Genomic DNA, 19,804 nt, shown 5'->3' with positions numbered 1-19,804 from the left:
CGGCCCGAGCGGGTAGACCCTGGACGCCACCCCGCGCAAGAGCCACCGAGAGCGAGGAGCGTCCGTGCCTGCCCCCATCTTCGACGTCGACCCGTGGCAGCTGCACGAGCCCCGGATCGACCTGGACACCGTCGGGGTCGCCGAGTCGGTGCTCAGCCTCTCCAACGGCTACCTCGGGGTGCGCGGCACGGTGGACGAGCTCGACCCCAGCGGCGCCCGCGGCAGCTACCTCTCCGGGGTCTACGAGACGCACCCGCTGTCCTACCCCGAGGGCGGCTTCGGCCAGCCCGACGAGGGCCAGGCGATGGTCTCGGTGGCCGACGGCACGCCGGTGCACCTGCTGGTCGACGGCGTCCCGCTCGACATCGGCGAGAACCCGCCGGAGCTGCACGAGCGCACCCTCGACCTGCGCGCCGGGACGCTGGAGCGCCGGGTCCGCTGGGTCTCCTCCTCGGGCGCCCGGGTCGAGCTGACCTCGTCCCGGCTCGTGTCGCTGGCCGAGCGGTCGGTGCTGGCGATCCGCTACCGGGTGGAGGTGCTCGACGGGTCGGCGCACGTGGTGGTGCGCTCCGAGCTCGACGGCGGCGAGGTCACCCCGACGGGGATCACCAACGACGACCCGCGGGTGGCGGAAGCCCTCGAGCACGCCTTCGAGCCGGTGACCAACGGTCCGTGCGGGGACGGTGCCGTGCTGGTGTCGCGGACGCGCCGCTCCGGCATCCTCGTCGCCGCGGCCGTGGACCACCTCGTCGAGGGCGGCCGGACCACCCACGCCCTGGATCCGGACCACGTCGTCACCACCGTGGCCGCCGACCTCGGTGCCGGGGAGTCGCTGACCGTCGTCAAGGCCGTCGGCTACAGCTGGTCGACCAGTGCCGACGCCGACTCGGTGATGGCCGAGGCGTGCGCGTCGGTGCGCTCGGCCCTCGACCTCGGCTGGGACGGCCTGGCCGCCGCACAACGGCGGGTGCTCGAGGAGCTCTGGGCCCGCGCGGACGTCGAGGTGGACGGCGACCCGGAGCTGCAGCAGGCGCTGCGCTACGCCGTCTTCCAGCTGTTCTGCTCCGCGGCCTGCATCTCCCGCGCGCCGGTGGGGGCGAAGGGGCTGACCGGCAGCGGCTACAGCGGCCACACCTTCTGGGACATCGAGGGCTTCGTGCTGCCCGCCCTGTCGCTGCTGCGGCCCGACACCGCGGCCCGGCTGCTGCAGTGGCGGGCCGGCACCCTCGACGAGGCCCGCGCCCGGGCCCGCGTGCTCGACCTGGCGGGCGCCACCTTCGCCTGGCGCACCATCAGCGGTGCGGAGGTGTCGGCCTACTGGCCGGCCAGCACGGCGGCGATGCACGTCAACGCCGACGTCGCCCGGGCCTTCTGGCTGCACCAGAACGTCACCGGCTGCGACCTCGACGCCGTCGGGGGGCTGCCGGTGCTGGTCGAGACGGCGCGGCTGTGGATCTCGCTGGGACACGAGGACGCCGCCGGCGGCTGGCACCTGTTCGGGCTGACCGGCCCCGACGAGTACACCGGCGTGGTCGACGACAACGTCTTCACCAACCTGATGGCGCGGGCCAACCTGCTGCGGGCGGCCGAGGCCTGCCGGCGCCACGAGGACCGGGCCTCGGAGCTGGGGGTGGACCACGCCGAGACAGCCCGCTGGCGCGCGACCGCCGAGGCGGTCCACGTCTGCTGGGACGAGGGGCTCGGGGTGCACCCGACGAACGCGAACTTCACCGCCTACCCGGAGTGGCCCTTCGCCGAGCAGCGCGACACCTACCCGGTGGAGCAGCACCACCACTACGCCAGCTTCTACCGCCAGCAGGTGCTCAAGCAGGCCGACCTGGTGCAGGCGCTGTGGTGGTGCCGTGACCGGTTCACCCCGGAGCAGGTCGCCGCCGACCTCGCCTACTACGAGGCCCGCACGGTGCGGGACTCCTCGCTGTCGGCCTCGGTGCAGGCGGTGGTCTGCGCACAGGCCCAGCACCCCGACCTGGCCCTGCGCTACCTGCGCGAGTCGGCCCTGGTCGACCTGCGCGACGTCCGCGGCGACACCGCGCAGGGACTGCACATGGCCTCGGTGGCGGGCAGCTGGCTGGCGCTGGTCGCCGGGCTGGGCGGGATGCGGGAGGACGGGGCGCACCTCGAGCTCGCACCGCTGCTGCCTTCGGCGCTGACCCGTACGGCCTACCACCTCACCTGGCGGAACCGGCTGCTGCGGGTGGAGACGACCCGCGAGGGCACGACCGTCACGCTGCCGCGCGGCGGGGAGCCGGTCGAGGTGGTGGTCGACGGCACCCGCCGGACCGTGACCGCCGCCGAGCCGCTCCGGGTGCCGCTGCGCGAGCCGTCCCCGCTGCTGCCCGAACCCACCCAGCCCGTCGGCCGGGAGCCGAGCGTCTGAGCCGTGCGACCTCGGTCCACCCCACCCACCCCCGTGGTGGGTTGGCCGGGTTGGTCCCGTGCAGCAGGATCGGTGCGTGAGCGCCACGCAGCGAGAAGAGCTCGAGCCGTCGACCGCCCGTCCTGGCCGCGGCGGCGGCACCTGGTCGCTGCTGGGCTCGGAGCTGGCGGTGCTGTTCCGCCGGCGGCGCACCCAGGCCATGCTGGCCGCGCTGGCGATGGTGCCGATCCTCATCGCGGTGGCGGTGCGGATCGAGAACCCCGGCGACGAGGGACCGCCGTTCCTCGGCAGCATCACCAGCAACGGGCTGTTCGTCTCGCTGACCGCGATGACGGTGTCCATCCCGCTGTTCCTGCCGCTGACCATCGGCGTGGTGGCCGGGGACACCCTGGCCGGCGAGGCCAGCCTCGGCACCCTGCGCTACCTGCTGGTCGCCCCGGCCGGCCGCCTGCGGCTGCTGGTCGTCAAGTACGCCGGCGCCGCCGCGTTCTGCCTGGCCGCGGGTGGGGTGATCGCGTTGGCCGGGGCGCTGATCGGCGCCCTGCTGTTCCCGGTCGGGCCGGTCACCCTGCTGTCGGGTGACGTCGTCGGGCTCGGTGGCTACCTCGGCCGGCTGCTGCTCCTGGTGGCCTACGTGACGCTGTCGATGCTGGGGCTGAGCGCGATCGGGCTGTTCATCTCGACGCTGACCACGGTGCCGGTGGGGGCGATGGCCGCCACCGTGGTGCTCGCCGGCGCCGCCCAGATCCTCGGCCAGCTGCCGCAGCTGGAGGTCATCCACCCCTACCTGTTCAGCTACCACTGGTTCGGCTTCGCCGACGTGCTCCGCGAGCCGATCGCCTTCGACTCCTTCACCCGCAACGCCCTGCTCCAGCTGGCCTACGTGGCGGTCTTCGGGACGCTCGCCTACGGCCGGTTCAGCACCAAGGACGTCCTGACCTGAGCGAGACGGGACGTCAGCCGACGGTCAGCTCCAGCTCGCTGGTGATCCCGCCGGTGCTCACCGAGATCGTCGTGGTCCCGGCCGCGACCGCCGTCACCTCACCGCTCACCGGGTCGACCGTGGCGACCGACTCGTCCGAGCTCGCCCACACGTGCGACATCGGGTCGGCCACCGGCATGGTCGGCGGGTTGGCGATGTCGCTGCCGCGGGTGTTCACCGCGGTGGCGGTGTAGGCCCGCTCCTGCCCGACCCCGAGGGTGTCGGTGCGCGGGGCGACCGGGTCGGCGCCAGGAGTGCCCTGGTCGATGGTCACGGACTCCAGCATCGGCACGATCGAGTACTGCACCGTGCCGTCGGCGTTGACGTGGAACAGGGCGAAGTGGAAGAAGCCGCCCTGGTCCGGGGCCACGTAGGGCGGCGTCCCGATGTCGGCGATGGTGAACTGCGGGATGCCGGTCACCCCGTCGGCGGGACGTCCCTGCGGGTCGGTGAGCTGGTTGGCGAACCCGCGGGAGTGGCCGTACATCACCACCACCTTCTGGTCGGGGTGCGCGGTCCGGTAGTTCTGGATGATCTGCAGGAACTGCTCGGCCTCCCAGCGGCTGGAGAACTGGTTGGTCCGGCTGGGCGCGTGGTCGTAGGCCGGCCAGTGCAGCCCGACCATGACGACCGGGGTGTCGGCGGCGTCCAGCTGCTCGACGAACCACGGGTACTGCGGCTCGGCCGGCACCTGGAGCGGGTCGGAGCCCAGGATGGAGGCGCTGGAGTTGTCCAGGCCGATGAACGTCGCCCCGCCACGGGTGAAGGAGAAGTGGGTGTCCTGGCCGAACACGTCGTAGAAGTTCGTGTTCTGCGGGATCGCGCCCTGGCTGATCTCGTGGTTGCCGACGACGTCCCAGAGCGGGACGCCGAAGCGTTCCCACTGCTGCTTGGCGAAGGTGAGGTCCTCGACGCGTCCGGTGTCGGAGATGTCGCCCAGGCTCACCGCCACCTCGGGCCGGGCGGCCTCGGGCAGCGGGGCGACGGTCTGCCCGCTCGGCGTGGTGAACGCCTCGCCCTCGCTGCGCCGCACCATGTCGGCCAGGGTCTGGACGCTGGTGGCGTCGGGACGGCCGGCGATGAGGTGGCCGTCGTCGCCGAGGACGAAGGTCTCCCCGCCCGTGCGGAAGTCGGCCGGGTCCTGGGTGTACTGCAGCCAGGACGGGTTGTCGGGGTCGATCGGCTCGTACGGCGGCGTCTCGCTCGGGGTGCCGACGTCGTAGCTGACCTCCAGCCCGGCCAGGGTGAAGGTGCCCTCCTCGGCCCCGGTGGAGAACTGCCCGACGAAGCTGATGTCCTCCAGGGTGAGCGGGTAGGCGGTGAAGACGCCGCGGTTGACGCTCTTCGCCATCGTCTGCCACTCGCCGTAGTGGTCGGCGGTCAGCGCGGTCCACAGCCCGAGCCGGTGGCCCTCGGCGTCCACCACGTTGAGCACGATCCACGACTGCTGCGGGGTCTCGCTCTCCACCTTGAAGGTGAACAGGACGTCCTGGGGGATCTGGCCGAGCTCGTTCTTCTCCAGCTTCACCCCGGCCCCGTTGTTCGGGGTGGCGCGCAGCCGGTGCTGGTTGGGGTCGTCGGGGAAGGAGTAGCCCACCTGCAGGGCGCGGGCCTGCGCTGAGTCCGGCGGGACCTCGGTCGTCTCGGCGAAGCGGTCGGCCGGCACCGTGGTGGCGCCGCCCTCGGCCTGCAGCTGCCAGTCCGCGGCGCTCTCGGCGACGACGAGCGGGCGGACCACCGACCCGATGCTCAGCACCGCGGTCGCCTCGCGCCCGCCGGCGGTGGCGGTGACCCGCACCTCGCCGTCACCCTCGGCCGCGGCGGTGAACACGCCGGTGGCGGGGTCGATGCTGCCCAGGTCGTCCCGGTCGAGCGCCCACTCCACCGATCCCGGGTCGACGGGGACCGCGGGCGCGTCGCCGTTGCGACCCTGCACGGTGAAGGTCTGGCGGGCGCCGTTGGCCAGCCCCTTCGCCTCCGGCGCCACCTCGAGCCGGTCGAAGGTGCGGGCCACGGTGAGCCGGGTGGTGGCCGTCGCCTTCCCGGCCTTGGCGACGAGGACGCCCTTGCCGGCCGATCCCGCGGTGAAGGCGCCGTCCTGCCACGTGCCGCCGAAGCGGGGCGGCTTGGCGGTCACCGTCACCTCGTCGCGGCTGGGGTTGCCGTGCGCGTCGACGGCGTGGGCGCTGACCTCGCTGGTGACACCGGCGGCGGTCGACAGCTCCTCCCCGCCGTTGACCGACACCTCGACCGCCGGTCCCGGCTCGCTCGCGGTGGAGTAGACGAACAGCCCGTTCGCGACCGGACGCTCCGCGCCGTCGGAGGGCACGTTGGCGACCGAGGCCTGCGTGTCACCGGGTCGGCGTACGACCATCGCGGTCGAGCCGCCGCCGTCGAGCAGCACCGCGTCCTCCACCCCGAGGGACTGCAGGTAGGTCGCCACCTGGCGCCAGCCGACGCCGAGCGCGACGTCGGCGGTCTTCTGGCCGTCGAAGGCCGCCATCACGAGACGTCCGTCGGCGGTGCTGCCGATGGCGGACTCGGGGTGCAGGCCGCTGGGCATCTGGTGGTCGGGGTCGGCGAACACCTCCCCGTCGGCCAGGATGCGGCCCGGTCCCTGGATGAGCTGGGCGATGTCGTCGTCAGGAGTGGTCCGGTGGGCGGTGGTGACCACGCTGCCGGCGCGGAGGTTCTCCTGGATCCAGCGGCCGCCGGCGCTGGCCGGGTCGCCGCCGACCAGACCGTGGTGCTCGCCGCTGAGCGCGTCCACGGTGGTGACCTCGGTGATCCGGAGGGTCGCCCCGCCGTCGTCGGAGGTGCCGAGGGCGACCACGTGCTGACCGCCGAACCAGGAGTCGGCCACGTCGCCGAGGCGCGGGGTGATCTGGGTGATGCCGTCGCCGGTGGCGTCGTCGAGACGGTTGACCGAGGTGAGCCGACGGCTGGGGCCGTCCTGCACGGCGAGGGTGCCGGTGAACTCCTGGGTGCCGTAGACGACCGAGCCGTCCTCGAGCACCGACACGGTGCCCTCGTGGCCGGGGGTCGGGCTCTTCCAGATCTCGCCGTCGACGATCTCGCCGTCGTTGGCCTGGCCCGACGCGTTGATCTGGAAGTAGCCGCCGTTGATGCCGGCCACCGCTCCCGTGCGGTGGGCCATCGAGGAGACGGTCTCGTTCTCGGGGTCGACCACGGTGTCGTTCGACACCACGGCGCCGAGGCGGACGTTCTCGTCGGTGGTGTCGGCGGTGACGACGTGGACCGGCACGTTGCCCTCGACCGAGGCGACCGCCTCGCTGGCGTAGCTGACGCCGTCGGTGACCGCCTCCGGCTCGGTGGCGGTGCGCTGGGTGATGGTGGCCCAGGACGGCAGCTGCTCCGGCATCCAGGAGCGGTCGGGGACGGCGGTCGCCGTCGGCGCGGTGGCGGTGGGGACGAGCGTCCCGGCCACCGCGGCGAGCAGGACGGTCAGCCCGGCGAGGGCGGCGCCCACCCGTCGGCGCGTCGGTGCACCGCGGTGGCGGGGAGCGGAGGTCTGCGTCGTCAGCACGAGCCACCAGCCAAGGGCCGGCGGGTGACATCCGACCCCGGGGCGGCGCAACAACGGCCGTCGCGCCGGTGAACGGTGGGGGTGCAGCGCTGGAAAGCGCGGGGGCCGGGTGCTGACAGCGGTGGCGGCACCGGGGCACGATCAGCGTATGGACACCGTGGAGCGGCTGCGCACGATCTGCCTCGCCCTGCCTGAGGTGACCGAACGGCTGAGCCACGGCGAGCCGACCTGGTTCGTCCGGGACAAGAGGACCGTCGTCATGCTGGCCGACCACCACCACGACGACCGGCTGGCCTTCTGGTGCGCGGCGCTGGCCGAGGAGCGGGACGCTCTGGTGGCCGCCGAGCCGGAGCGGTACTTCCGTCCGCCCTACGTCGGCCACCGGGGCTGGCTGGGCGTCTACCTCGACGTCGAGGTGGACTGGGACCGGGTCACCGAGCTGGTGCAGGACGCCTTCCGGCTGGTGGCGCCGAAGCGTCTGGCGGCCCGTCTGGATGCCGCCCCTGCCGACGGCTGACGTCGGGTCGGTCGCCCATCGTGACGACGGCCCGTCCGGGCGGACGAGTGTCACGGTCCTGGGCGATCCCGCGCGGTGGAGGCCCGGGGTCGTGCCACTCGCGGCCGCTCAGGGTCCGAGGACGAGGGTGAGGACGACCAGCAGCACCGGGACCGACAGCACGCCGCAGAGCAGGTTGAGGCCCAGCAGCGGGAGGCTGCGGCCGGCCGCGGCCAGCCCGGCTCCGACCAGACCGACCAGCGCCGGCAGCCCGAGCAGCCACGCGGTGGCCCAGCGGCCCGGTCCGTCCAGCCAGAGCAGCGGCAGGAGCAGCAGCAGGGCCAGCGGGACGCAGCCGCCCGCGCCCCGGCGGCAGCGCCGGCGTCGGCGCTCCCGGTCGGGGCGGGGTGCTGCGTCGGAGGTCACGGCACGCAGGGGATGACCGAGAACGCCGCCGTGATGGCGGCGGCCATCAGTCGCTCACCGGTGGCCATCCGGTCGGCGTGGCGGGCGATCTCGGCCTTGAGCCGGGCGTCGCAGGCGCAGTCGAAGTAGCCGCGCTCGCGGTAGCAGAGGTCGTGGTGCATGCACAGCGTGTCGAGGGTGTCGACCGGCTCGCCGGAGCCGTGGCCCGGCCCGCACCAGTTGCCCCACACCGGGATGCCGTCGGCGGTGCGCAGCTCGCCGGCGGTGGTGGCGGCGCCGATCCGGCCGGCGGCCGGCACCAGGCGTCCGGCCTCGAGCACCTCCGGGGACGCGCCGGCGGCCGCGGCGGCCTCGGCGTCGAAGACCGGCCGGCCGTCGGCGTCGGTGGTGGTGAAGCGGGTGACCTCCTCGGCGAGCGCGGTGAAGTCGTCGGGCTCTCCGGCCGCGGCGGGGCCGGTGCTGAGTGGGAGGAGGGTGAGGGCGGTCAGGCAGGCGAGCAGGGTGAGCAGCTGGCGCCGGGGGGTGGGCGACATGGCGGGTCCTGTCCTGGGGGGTGGGGACGTCCCGACCCTAACCACGCCGACCGGCGGTCCGGCACCCGGGCGCTCAGTCCCTGCGCAGCAGCGCCAGGGTGGCCTCCTCGATCGCCCGGCGCCGCTCGTCCTCGGTGGCGTAGTCGGCCTCGAGGACGGCCTTGGGCAGCGTCGTCCCGGACTCGTAGAGGCTGACCAGCCGCGGGTCGACGTAGGAGGCGCGGGCCACCGTCGGGGTGTTGCCCAGCGCCTCGGCCACCATCGTCATCGCCTGCTTGACCGCCCGGGCGCGCGCCCGCTTGCTCTCCCCCGCCTCGGTGGTCAGCGCGAGCACCTCGGCTGCGATCACCGTGCCGGCCCAGGTGCGCAGGTCCTTGGCCGAGATGTCGAGCCCGGTCTGCTCCTTGAGGTAGGCGTTGACGTCGGCGGAGTCGAGCGCGCTGAGCACCGCGGCGGCGCGGTACTCCAGCAGCCGGGGCCCGCCACCGCGCCGGCGTCGCATCCGGTTGAGCGCCTGCACGACGTCCGGGTCGTCGACGACCACGCTGTGCTGCACCCCGGACTTGCCGGTGAAGGCGATGACCAGCGCCTCGCCCTTGGCCCGGACGTGGCGGCGCTCCAGGGTGGTCAGCCCGTAGCTGCCGTGCTTGTCGGCGTAGGCGTCGTTGCCGACGCGGAAGGCGCCGGAGTCGAGCAGCTTCACCGCCACCGCCGCGGCGTGCTCCCGGCTCGTGCCGGCAGCGCGGATGTGGGCCAGCACGGCCTCCCGCAGCCGCGGCAGCTCGACCGCGATCTCCACCACCCGCTCGTACTTGGCGAGGTTGCGCTGGCGGGTCCACTCCTCGTGGTACAGGTACTGCGTCCGGCCGGCGTCGTCGACACCGGTGGCCTGCAGGTGGCCGTTCTCGATCGGGCAGATCCACACGTCGCGCCACGCGGGCGGGATGGCCAGGTGCGCGACCCGCTCCCGGGCCTCGCCGGTGATCGTCCGGCCGTGCTCGTCGAGGAAGACCCACCCCTTGCCGGCCCGCCTCCGGGTCCAGCCGGGCATCCGGGTCGAGACGCGCTTCAAGCGGGCCAACTGTGCTCCTCCGGGGTCGTCCGAGGCCGCGTGCTCGGGCGCCTGCACCATTACCCAGGGCACGGCAGAAGTGTCACCGCTCACCGGCGGGGGCTGGCCGGCCGGGGCGCAGGTGGTCGCCCGGTGCTGACCGGCGGCCGGTGGACCCCCGCGGCGGACGGTGCCGTGTCGCCGTCCCGGCGGACCTGCGGGGTGCGTAGGGTTCGGGTCCAGCACCCCGACACCGCCCGAAGGGATCCCCTGTGCGTCGCCGACTGGCAGCCCTCGCCGTCCTGCCCCTGCTCGCCTCCGTGGCCGCCTGCTCCCAGCAGCCCCCGACCAGCGGTGAGCCCCCGGCCGAGGGCCCCGGCACGCCGTCGGCATCGCCGGCCGTGCCGTCGCAGGAGGAGCTGCAGGCCCAGCTGCTGACCGCCGACCTGCTGCCCACCGAGGGCTGGTCGGAGGCCGCCAGCGCGAAGCCCGTCATCCCGATCGACAGCGGCGACCCCTGCACCGGCGACCCGACGGCCCTCGACCAGGCCGCGACGGCCGGCAGCGCCCCGGCCCCGATCGCCAGCGCGGCGTTCACGCGCAGCTACGAGCGCTCCGACAGCGGGCCCAAGGAGGACACCGAGACCGTCATCGAGATCCTCGGCTTCGCGCCGGGGGTCGCGGAGGTGGTGGCGCAGCAGCGCGAGGCCTGGAGCGGGTGCACCGGCGAACCGGTCGACCTCGGCCCCTACCAGCCCGACGTCTCCGCCGAGCCGGTCGAGGTCGAGGCCGGGGTCAGCGCGCCCGCCTGCGTCCGGGTCGTCCAGGGCGCCGGTGGAGCCACGGCCGTGGAGTACTTCGGCCACTACTGCCTGGTCGAGCTGTCGGGTGAGCGGGTGCTCTCGCTCTACGTCGAGGCGGCCACCGATCCGGCCGAGGAGACGCCCGACGGCGAGCGCCCCACCCTGGCCCCCGAGGTCGAGGAGAACTTCCGCAGCTACCTCGACGCCGCCGTCACCGCCGCCGGCTGACCGGCGTCACCGCGCCCTCCGCCCAGCCCGCCGCAGCGCCTTGAGCTGTCGGAGGGCGAGCAGCGCCCAGATCAGCCGACGGTGACCTGCTGCTCGGCCCCGACGCCGTTCACCTCCACCCGGACGGTCGCCGTGCCCGGCGCGAGGGCGGTGAGGGTGCGGGTGGCCGGGTCGAGCTCGAGCACCGCCGTCCCGGCGGACCCCGCCAGCCGGACGCCGTCGCCGCCCCAGGTGGCCGTCACCGGCCAGGCCACCGGCACCTCGCGGGTGCCGTCCTGGGTGATCGTCGCGACCGCCTCGGCCTGCTCGCCCACCTCCAGCCCGGACGGCACGGACAGCACCAGCTGGTCGACCCGGGCGTGGGTCTGCACCTGCAGCCACCGGGTGCGGTCACCGAGGTCGGGGCTGAAGCCGACCACCCCCTCGCCGGGGTCGATCCCGAGCATCGACCAGCCGGTGAAACCGCCCTCGTCCGCGGCCCCCGACGGGGACTTGCCGGAGTTGCCGTTGATGTAGCGGGTGACGCCGCCGACCGCGTCCACCGCGAAGGTGCCCACGTGCCCGCTGACCATCGCCGCGGACTTGCCGGCGGCGCGGAACTCATTCAGCACCCGCTGCAGGGCGGCCGCCTCCGTCCGGTCCCCCAGCTGGCTGGCCTGGTCGGGGTGCGGGTCGTCGACCGGGTGGTGGTCGACCACGACCACACCGGTGATCGAACGGGTCGCCAGCGCCTCGTCCAGCAGCCGCTCCAGCTCCCGCAGCTGGGTGGTGTCCCCGCCCGGGTGCAGCGTCCCGCTCGAGGAGTCCAGGGTGATCACGCGGGTGCCGCCGAGGTCGCGGGTGGTCATCGTCTCGCCGAAGTGCTGCTCGAACCGCTCGATGCCGCCACCCATGATCTCGTGGTTGCCCGGCACGTACACCCACGGCACCGTCTGGCCGACCTCCTCCTCCAGCACCTTCCGCGCCAGCGCGAAGTCGGCGTCGGAGGCCTCGTCGACCAGGTCGCCGGCCACCAGCAGCAGGTCGGGGCGCTCGGCCACGATCTCGCGCAGGGTCCGGCGGCCGGCCTGCACCAGCGCGCCGTCCTCCCCGTCACGGGCCACGAACTGGGTGTCGCTCATCACCGCGATGCGCTGCGGGCGGTCGTCCACGTCGCCCTGGGTGAGGACGGCCGGGTCGACCCGGCGGGGACGCTCGGGTTGCTCGACGGCGACCGGCACCTGGGCGTCCAGCCCGGCGAGCACCACCCGGTCGGTGTAGCTGGCCGAGGCGCGGGTCTCCATCAGCCGGATCGCGGTGATCGTCAGCGGGTAGGCCGTGCCGGCGGGCACCGGGAAGGTGATCTGGCGCCACCCCGTCCAGCTCAGCAGCGGCCCGTCGAGGTTGGTCGAGGTGCCGTCGCCGCGGGTCACCTGCAGCCGCGGCCACTGGCCCTGGCCGTTGCCGTGCACCCACAGGGTGAACGCGCGCGGCTGGCCGTCGACCTCGACCGGGGCCGGCGGCACCGCGTAGGCGCCCCGGGTGGCGGTGCTCGTGGTGAAGTCCATCTCGACCGCGAGACCGGCGCTGCCCTCCGGTCCGTCGGCGGGGGTCACGCTCACCGGGGCACGGGCCGACCCGGGCTTCCAGGCCGCGGCGTCGGAGAAGTCGGCGACCGCCTCGGTCTGGTAGCCGATGGTCACGGGCACGCGGACCTCGTGTCCGAGCACCTCCAGGGTGATCTCGGCCGCGCCGCTGGCCACGGTGGAGGTCACCGCGAAGGTGGCGGGTCCCGACGGGCGCACCTCGGCGCCGCCCTCGACCCCGACCGTGACGTCGCGGGTCTCCACCGGCACCCGGTGCCCGTCGGCGTCCACCGCGGTCAGCGACAGCGTCACGGCGGCCGCACCCGGCTCCCCCGCGGGCAGCGCGAGCAGTGGCGCGGACGGCTCCAGCCCGACCATCTCCTGGTGCACCGTCAGCGGGATGCGCTCGCTGGTTCGCCCGCCGGGGAGCCGGCCGTCGAAGGTCACCTGCCCGGTGCCGGGGGCGACCCCACGCACCACCACCGCCTGCTGGCCCGGCACCGGGGCGTCGGTCGTGCCGTCGACGGCCAGCAGCGAGCGGGGCGCGGCGGTGAACCGACCGCGGGCCTCGACCGCGGCGTGGTCGGCGTCCAGGCCGCTGGCGACCACGGTGCGCGTCAGCCCGGGCAGCAGGGCGTCCGCACCGGGGACGTCGAGGCCCACCGGCGGGTCGAGCAGCGGTCGTGCCAGCACGTCGTCGGGTTGACCGGTGGCGCGGGAGCGGAACACCAGCGCGTTCGCGTCGAGGCGTTCGCTGCCGTCGGAGGGCCGGTTGACCAGCCGCAGGTCGCGCTCGCCGGCGGGTCGGGCCACCATCGCGGTGGAGCCGCCGCCGTCGAGGTTGACCGCGTTCCAGGCACCCAGGTCGTCCAGCAGCGCCGCCAGCTCCTGCAGCGTCATGCCGTGCGCGTCGGCCTGGCGGCCGTCGACCGCCACCACCCAGAGCCGGGTGCCGTCCTGCGACACCCCGACCGCGGTCCGCGCCGCGGTGGCCTGGTCGACACCGGTCACCTCGCCGTCGACCAGCAGCCGCTGGGCCCCACCCACGGCGAGGTCGACGTCGGCACTGACCTCCAGGCTGACCTGCACCGGCTGCCCGGGCTCGACGCCGGCCAGCCGGGCGGACGCGGCCCCGCGTCCCACCAGCACGCTGGTGCCCTCGGCCAGCGGCTCGGCCAGCGCGGCGGCGTCCAGCACCCGGGTGACGCGGCCGTCGACCAGCTCGACCGCGCGGACGTCCTCACCCGCGGTGAGCAGCGAGCCCACCGGGTGGGCGCCCCAGACCGGGGTGAACAGCGCGAGCTGGTCGGCCCGCCAGGACGGGGAGTTGACCGCGGGGACGTCCAGCTCGACCCCGTCGACCCGCACCGTCGCCGCCGACATCAGCTGCTGCACCGCCGCCTTCTCGTCGGTGACGGTGAGGCTCTCGCGGGGCTCCGGGGCTGCGGTGCGCAGGCCGCCGGTCGAGGAGACGTTGGTGCCGACCGGGGCGCCGGAGGCGTTGATGTCGAAGTAGTCGCCGTTCACCGCGGCCACCGCGTCGGCCTGCCCGGCGAGCTCGCTGACGGTCTGGTTGGACGCCGACACGGTGCCGCCGTCGACCACGTCCAGCGACAGCGACGGGGTGTCGAGGTCGGCCGTCATCACGTGGCCGGTCACCCAGCCCTGTGGCTGCAACCGCTGGAAGGAGGTGATCGCCAGCCCGGGCGCCACGTCGTGCGTGGCCTGCTGCAGCAGCGTGGAGCTCGACCCGGTCAGCTCCGGACGTCCGTGGTCGTCGGCGGCGGCGGGCAGCAGGCCCACCGCCAGCGCAGCGGCCAGCAGGGCCGCCGCGAACGCGGTCAGCCGTGCCGGGGTGCTCCCGGACGGGCGGGGCGGGGCGGCGGGGTGGGAGGAGGTCATGGCAGGTCCTTCACCGGGGGCGGTCGGGGCCTGACGAGCCTCCCACCCCGGCCGTGGTCCAGACCAGCCCCGACGGCGCACTCCGCCGAGTGTTCACCCCGGCAAGGCACGACCGATCCCGCCGGCCGGCGCGGTGATCCTGCGCCAGGGTGGCGCGGAGCGGCGACACCACCCGCACAGCGGCGCGGGGCCGGTTCCGGCGGACGGGCACCCTGGCGCGAGATCCCTGTACTCCACCACCGCCGCAGCACCAGCCCTTCCGGCGCGCAGCGGGGCGGGCGAGAATGGCCCGATGGACCCCAGCCTCCCCCTCGACCACCCGCTCGGCGGCCGGTTCGTCCGGCTGGACCCGCTGACCGGCGCCGACTACGTCGAGCTGCACGACGCGATCGCGCGGCCGGAGGTGTTCGCGGCCGGCTACGGCGGCGGCAGCGCCGGACGTCCCGGCTCGGTCGAGCAGTTCGCCACCTTCGCCCGCCGCTACCCCTGGGCCAGCGGCGGACGGACCTGGGTGATCCGGATCGTCGGCGGCCCCGACGACGGACGGGTGGTGGGGACGTCCTCCCTGGGCGACGTCGACCCCGCGAACCGGAGGGTCCACCTGGGCTGGACCGCCTACACCCCGGCGGTGTGGGGCACCGCGGTCAACCCCGAGTGCAAGCTGCTGCTGCTCGGCCACGCCTTCGACTCCGGGTTCGAGCGGGTGCACATCCAGACCGACGCGGTCAACGAGCGCTCGCGGAAGGCGGTGCTGGCCCTGGGCGCCACCCAGGAGGGGGTGCTGCGCCACCACGTGCTGCGGGCCGACGGCAGCTGGCGCGACACCGTGGTGTTCTCGATCCTCTCCGCGGAGTGGCCGGACGTGCGCCGGCGCCTGGTCGAGCGTCTCCGTTCGCTCGACGAGGCGCCGGTCCGGCTGCGCTGAGGCCTCAACGCCTCCGCATCGCCAGGCGCGAGGAGGTCTTGGACGCCTGGGCGGCCCGCTCGGCGGCGCCCTGCTGGGAGGCCTCCGGCACCGAGGTGGCCGAGAGCACCAGCATCGAGTGCCCGGGGACGTCGACGCTCTGGCCGGCGTCGACCGTCTCGGCCTCGGCGTCGACCCGACGCACCGCGGAGTACCCGGTCGCGGTGTCGAGCCGCACCACCCACCCGGTGCCGTAGTCCTCCGAGGGGAGGGTGAAGGTGACCGGCTCGGTGTGGGCGTTGAACATCAGGATGAACCGCTCGTCGACCACCCGCTGGCCGCGGGTGTCCTTCTCGGGGATGGCGTCGCCGTTGAGGAAGACCATCAGGGTGCGGGCGAACCCCTGCTCCCAGTCGGCGTCGCTCATCGGGTCGGCGTCGGGCTGGAACCACTCGATCTCGCCCAGCTGCGACGCCCCGCCCTTCGCCGCCTCACCGGCGAGGAAGTCGCGCCGGCGGAAGATCGGGTGCTCGCGGCGCAGCCGGATCGCGGCCCGGGTGAACCCGATGAGGTCGGTCTCCTCCTGGTCGAGGTCCCAGTCCACCCAGGAGAGCTCGTTGTCCTGGGCGTAGACGTTGTTGTTGCCCTGCTGGGTGCGGCTGAGCTCGTCGCCGTGGGCGAGCATCGGCACCCCCTGGCTGATCATCAGCGTGGTGATGAAGTTGCGCTGGCGCTGCAGCCGCAGCGCGTTGATCGCCTCGTCGTCGGTCTCGCCCTCCGCACCGGAGTTCCACGACCGGTTGTGGCTCTCGCCGTCGTTGCCGCCCTCGCCGTTGGCCTCGTTGTGCTTCTCGTTGTAGGAGACCAGGTCGCGCAGGGTGAACCCGTCGTGGGCGGTGATGAAGTTGATCGAGGCGGTGGGCCGCCGGTCGGAGTGGTTGTAGAGGTCGGAGCTGCCGGTCAGCCGGGAGGCGAACTCGGGCAGGGTGGCCGGCTCACCGCGCCAGAAGTCGCGGACGGTGTCGCGGTACATGCCGTTCCACTCCGTCCACAGCGGCGGGAAGTTGCCCACCTGGTAGCCGCCGTCGCCGAGGTCCCACGGCTCGGCGATCAGCTTCACCTGCGAGACCACCGGGTCCTGCTGGATGATGTCGAAGAAGGCCGAGAGCTTGTCGACCTCGTGGAACTGCCGGGCCAGGGTGGCGGCGAGGTCGAAGCGGAAGCCGTCCACGTGCATCTCGGTCACCCAGTAGCGCAGCGAGTCCATGATCAGCTGCAGCACGTGCGGGTTGCGCATCAGCAGGCTGTTGCCGGTGCCCGTGGTGTCGTAGTAGTGCCGCTTGTCGTCGGCCAGCCGGTAGTAGGCGGCGTTGTCGATGCCGCGGAAGGCGATCGTCTCGCCGAGGTGGTTGCCCTCGGCGGTGTGGTTGTAGACGACGTCGAGGATCACCTCGATGCCGGCCTCGTGCAGCGCCTTGACCATCGCCTTGAACTCGGTGGTCTGCTGCCCGCGGGTGCCGGAGGAGGAGTAGCCGTTGTGCGGGGCCAGGAAGCCGATGGTGTTGTAGCCCCAGTAGTTGGACAGGCCCTTCTCCACCAGGTGGGTGTCGTTGACGAACTGGTGCACCGGCATCAGCTCGATCGCGGTCACCCCCAGGGTGGTCAGGTGGTCGATGATCGCCGGGTGCGCGAGCCCCTGGTAGGTGCCGCGGATCTCCTCGGGGATGTCGGGGTGGGTCATCGTCAGGCCCTTGACGTGGGCCTCGTAGATCACCGACTCGTGGTACTCGTGGGCCGGCGGGCGGTCGAAGCCCCAGTCGAAGTAGGGGTTGACGACCACCGACAGCATGGTGTGGCCGAGCGAGTCGTCGTCGTTGAACGCCTCGGGGTCGTCGAAGCGGTAGGAGAACAGCGACTCGTCACCGTCGATCTGGCCGTCGATGGCCTTGGCGTACGGGTCGAGCAGCAGCTTGGCCGGGTTGCAGCGGTGGCCGGCGGCCGGGTCGTAGGGGCCGTGCACGCGGTAGCCGTAGCGCTGGCCGGGCTGGATGCCGGGCAGGTAGGCGTGCCACACGTAGCCGTCCACCTCGGTCAGCTCGATCCGCGTCTCCTGCAGGTCGTCGTCGACCAGGCACAGCTCGACGGACTCGGCGGCCTCGGAGAACAGCGCGAAGTTCACCCCGCTGCCGTCGTAGGTCGCCCCCAGGGGATAGGGCTTGCCCGTCCAGATCTCCATGCTTCCGCCTCTCGCTCGCTGCTGCGACGGTGACCCTACTGGTCGCAGGTGACAGGAGAGTTCCCACCGCGGCGCGGGTGAAAAGGCGACGGCCGGACACGACGGAGCCGCGACCCGTGTGGCTCGCGGCTCCGCGGGCGCTGCCCATCCCCCGAGAGGCGGCCCCTGGGTAGACCCTGGCACCACCGGTCCGTCCCCCGCTGGGTGAGCGGGGGTGAAACCGAGGGTGACCCAGATCACCCCCTCCGGACACCGCCCCGCCTACGATGGGGGCCGGCTCGACCACGAGGACGAACGGGGGTACGTCCTGAACGACCGACGTCCGGCCGCCCTCCCGGGCGTGCCACGGGTTCCTGACCCGCACGTGCCGCGCTCCCGCCTGCACGCCCAGCTCGACCACGCCGTCGAGCGGCCGGTCACCCTGGTGCGGGCGCCGGCCGGGTTCGGCAAGACGACCGCGGCGGCGTCCTGGTTGCGCCGCCGGGGGAGGGCGGCGACCCGCTGGGTGCAGCTCGAGGCCGGCTCGGCCGACCGGGCCGTGCGGGCGCTGACCGCGGAGCTGGACGTGGACGACAGCGCGGCGGTCGTCGTGGTCGACCAGCTCCACCGGCTCACCACCCCCGGCCTGGTCGAACCGCTGGTCGCCCGGACGTAGTCGGCCGAGCGGACCCGGCTGGTGCTGCTCACCCGCACCACCCCGGCGCTGCCGCTGGGTCTGCTGCGCTCCCGCGGGGTGCTGACCGAGGTCGCGGACCGCCACCTCGCCTTCACCGAGGAGGAGTACCGGACGCTGCTGCGGCTGTGCGGGCACGACCCGCACCAGCTGGGCGACACCGCGACACCGGTCGCCTCCACGCACGGCTGGTCGGCGGCGATGCGGCTGCTGGCCGAGCACCACGGCGACACCCGGGCCGCCCACCAGCTGATGGTGCTGCTGGACGACTACGTCCGCACCGAGGTGCTCGGTGCGCTCGAGCCCGACCAGCTGGCACTCCTGAGCGACCTCGCGGCCCTGGATGCCCTCACCCCGGAGTCGGCCGCCGGCGTGAGCGGCCGGCCCGACGCCTGGTCCCGGCTGTCGGAGCTGGCGTCGAGCGGCGTCCCGGTGCGCTGGCTCGACGCCGGCACCGCCGAGCTCAACCCGGTGCTGCGCCGCTCGCTCACCGCCCGGCTCACGACCGGAGCCACCCCGCAGGACCGCCAGCACGGGCGCCGGGTGGTGGAGTGGCTGCGGAGCTCGGGGCAGGGGCTCGCCGCCGTCGAGCGGCTGCTGGCCGAGGGCGAGGAGGAGGCGGCCGTCACCGCACTGGGCGAGGAGCTGCTGCCCCGGCTGCACAGCGACACCGCCGTCCTGGACGCCCTGCTGGACCAGCTCTCCCACCGGCCCGACTGGCGGGTGGCGATGATGCGCGGCTACCTGCGGCTGGTGCACACCCGCGACACCGATCCGGCCACCGCGCTGGGCACCGTCGAGGCGCTGCTCACCGGCCCCGGGACCCGGCGGTCGCCGCTGCAGCGGGCCTTACTGGACGCCTACCGGCTGCAGCTGGACCGCTGCACCAACTACCGGCTGGGCACCGCCGGACCTGACACGCTCGGCAGCGAGCAGGCCCCGGCGCGGGAGCCCGGCGAGACCGTCCGGCTGCAGCACGTGGTGACCGCCGCGCTGCGCTCGGAGCAGGCGCTGTGGCGGCTGCACCACGGCGAGCTGGAGGCCGCTCACGCCACCGCCCGGCAGGCGGCGACCCTGGCCGGGCTGGCCGGGGTGCCGTGGCTGCAGGGTCGGGCCCGGGCGACCGACAGCTTCGCGCTCGCGCTGCTCGGTGAGTACCGGCAGGCCCGCGAGTCGGCCGTGGCGGCGTTCGGGACCGCGCGCGACGGCGGGGAGGGCGAGCAGGCCACGGTCGAGCTGGCCCATCTGGCCGAGAGCTGGATGCGCATGGAGGGCTCGGACCTGACCGGGGCCCGGCAGCACCTCGAACGGGTCACCGCCCGTCCGCCCCGGCCCGACACCACCCCGCTGACGGTCTACCTCGACGTGATGCTGACCGCGCTCGGCGACGGGCGGGAGGCCTCGGACCGGGTGGACGCCTTCCGTCAGGGCGACCCGACGCTGACGCCGTTCCAGCGGTCGCTGATCACCGTGGCCGCGTTCCGTGCCGATCTGCTGGCCGACCGGCTGGCGGAGGCGCAGGAGGAGGTCGACCTGCTCGAGGCGATCGGGTTCCCCAACCAGCAGGTGGTGGTCGACCTCGCCCGAGCCCGGATCCTGGCCCGGGCGGGCCGTGAGGACGAGGCGGTCGAGCTGCTCCGGCCCTACCTGCACGAACGGCCGTCGCTGTCGGTCCGCAACGCGATCGGGGTGATGTCGACCCTCACGGTGGCCGCCGACCGGGCCGGGTACGCCGACATCGCCGAGAGCGCCCGGGTCCGGTGGCACGTGGCCAGCGAACGCGTCGGGCTGGAGGTCGACCGGTCCCGCGCCGCGCGGATGATGCGCCGGCTGCTGGCCGCGGAGGTCGAGCTCAGCCCCGCTGAGCGGCACGTGCTGGAGCACCTGGACTCCGACCTGCTGCTGGCCACGGTGGCCGAGCGGCTCTACATCTCGACCAACACCCTCAAGACCCACCTGCGCCACCTCTACCGCAAGCTCGGGGTGAACGGGCGCGACGCCGCCGTCGAGCGGGCCCGCGCCCTCGGCCTGCTCTGACTGCCGCCCCGACCCTCCCCGGG

At 74.1% G+C, this 19,804-nt stretch carries 13 protein-coding genes; 7 read left to right on the top strand and 6 right to left on the bottom strand.

The genetic code is table 11. The features are described 5' to 3' along the window. The first annotated feature begins 64 nt into the window (after positions 1 to 64). Both DT076_RS08065 and DT076_RS08060 read left to right on the top strand, forming a co-directional pair. Positions 65 to 2,398, top strand: a complete 2,334-nt coding sequence (locus tag DT076_RS08065; protein WP_114126142.1) for a glycoside hydrolase family 65 protein — start codon at positions 65 to 67, stop codon at positions 2,396 to 2,398. 76 nt (positions 2,399 to 2,474) lie between these two features. Beyond that, the gene (locus DT076_RS08060) at positions 2,475 to 3,341 is read left to right on the top strand and encodes an ABC transporter permease (RefSeq protein ID WP_199539049.1); all 867 of its coding nucleotides are present in this window, start codon (positions 2,475 to 2,477) and stop codon (positions 3,339 to 3,341) included. 13 nt (positions 3,342 to 3,354) lie between these two features. Here the strand turns inward: DT076_RS08060 and DT076_RS08055 are convergent, their stop codons facing one another. Further along, a complete protein-coding gene (locus DT076_RS08055; protein ID WP_147264102.1) occupies positions 3,355 to 6,927 on the bottom strand; it encodes a phosphodiester glycosidase family protein in 3,573 nt (1,190 codons plus the stop codon). Between the two features lie 148 nt (positions 6,928 to 7,075). Between DT076_RS08055 and DT076_RS08050 the strand changes: the two genes are divergently transcribed. Then, the gene (locus DT076_RS08050) at positions 7,076 to 7,444 is read left to right on the top strand and encodes an MmcQ/YjbR family DNA-binding protein (protein WP_114126140.1); all 369 of its coding nucleotides are present in this window, start codon (positions 7,076 to 7,078) and stop codon (positions 7,442 to 7,444) included. A 108-nt stretch (positions 7,445 to 7,552) separates the two neighbouring features. Here the strand turns inward: DT076_RS08050 and DT076_RS08045 are convergent, their stop codons facing one another. The 3 genes from DT076_RS08045 to DT076_RS08035 form a co-directional block, all read right to left on the bottom strand. Beyond that, positions 7,553 to 7,849: a hypothetical protein gene (locus DT076_RS08045; protein ID WP_114126139.1), complete on the bottom strand. Its 297-nt coding sequence runs from the start codon at positions 7,847 to 7,849 to the stop codon at positions 7,553 to 7,555. Further along, on the bottom strand, positions 7,846 to 8,382 hold the full coding sequence (locus DT076_RS08040) for a phospholipase A2 family protein (protein WP_114126138.1): 537 nt from the start codon (positions 8,380 to 8,382) through the stop codon (positions 7,846 to 7,848). The genes DT076_RS08045 and DT076_RS08040 overlap by 4 nt, the downstream gene beginning before the upstream one ends. Positions 8,383 to 8,455: 73 nt before the next feature. Next, positions 8,456 to 9,463 (bottom strand): DNA topoisomerase IB, encoded by a 1,008-nt coding sequence (locus DT076_RS08035; RefSeq protein ID WP_114126137.1) that lies wholly within the window; start codon positions 9,461 to 9,463, stop codon positions 8,456 to 8,458. A gap of 242 nt (positions 9,464 to 9,705) precedes the next feature. On the opposite strand from DT076_RS08035, the gene DT076_RS08030 reads away from it, so the two are divergent. Next, a complete protein-coding gene (locus tag DT076_RS08030; RefSeq protein ID WP_114126136.1) occupies positions 9,706 to 10,464 on the top strand; it encodes a hypothetical protein in 759 nt (252 codons plus the stop codon). A gap of 71 nt (positions 10,465 to 10,535) precedes the next feature. Here DT076_RS08030 and DT076_RS19340 read toward each other — a convergent pair whose 3' ends face one another. Next, the gene (locus tag DT076_RS19340; RefSeq protein WP_114126135.1) at positions 10,536 to 13,931 is read right to left on the bottom strand and encodes a phosphodiester glycosidase family protein; all 3,396 of its coding nucleotides are present in this window, start codon (positions 13,929 to 13,931) and stop codon (positions 10,536 to 10,538) included. A gap of 292 nt (positions 13,932 to 14,223) precedes the next feature. On the opposite strand from DT076_RS19340, the gene DT076_RS08020 reads away from it, so the two are divergent. Further along, on the top strand, positions 14,224 to 14,856 hold the full coding sequence (locus tag DT076_RS08020; protein ID WP_114126134.1) for a GNAT family N-acetyltransferase: 633 nt from the start codon (positions 14,224 to 14,226) through the stop codon (positions 14,854 to 14,856). 4 nt (positions 14,857 to 14,860) lie between these two features. On the opposite strand, the gene glgX is transcribed toward DT076_RS08020, so the two are convergent. Beyond that, entirely contained in the window at positions 14,861 to 17,071 is a 2,211-nt protein-coding gene (gene glgX, locus DT076_RS08015; protein ID WP_114126133.1) for a glycogen debranching protein GlgX, read from the bottom strand. Between the two features lie 340 nt (positions 17,072 to 17,411). On the opposite strand from glgX, the gene DT076_RS08010 reads away from it, so the two are divergent. Both DT076_RS08010 and DT076_RS08005 read left to right on the top strand, forming a co-directional pair. Further along, entirely contained in the window at positions 17,412 to 17,726 is a 315-nt protein-coding gene (locus DT076_RS08010) for a hypothetical protein (RefSeq protein WP_158548077.1), read from the top strand. A 21-nt stretch (positions 17,727 to 17,747) separates the two neighbouring features. Further along, positions 17,748 to 19,781, top strand: coding sequence for a LuxR C-terminal-related transcriptional regulator (locus DT076_RS08005; RefSeq protein ID WP_114126132.1), 2,034 nt, complete (start codon positions 17,748 to 17,750; stop codon positions 19,779 to 19,781). The last annotated feature ends 23 nt before the right edge of the window (positions 19,782 to 19,804 follow it).

This window comes from Desertihabitans brevis (assembly GCF_003327535.1).
Lineage (GTDB): Bacteria > Actinomycetota > Actinomycetes > Propionibacteriales > Propionibacteriaceae > Desertihabitans > Desertihabitans brevis.
This window is presented reverse-complemented; position numbering and strand designations above follow the sequence as displayed.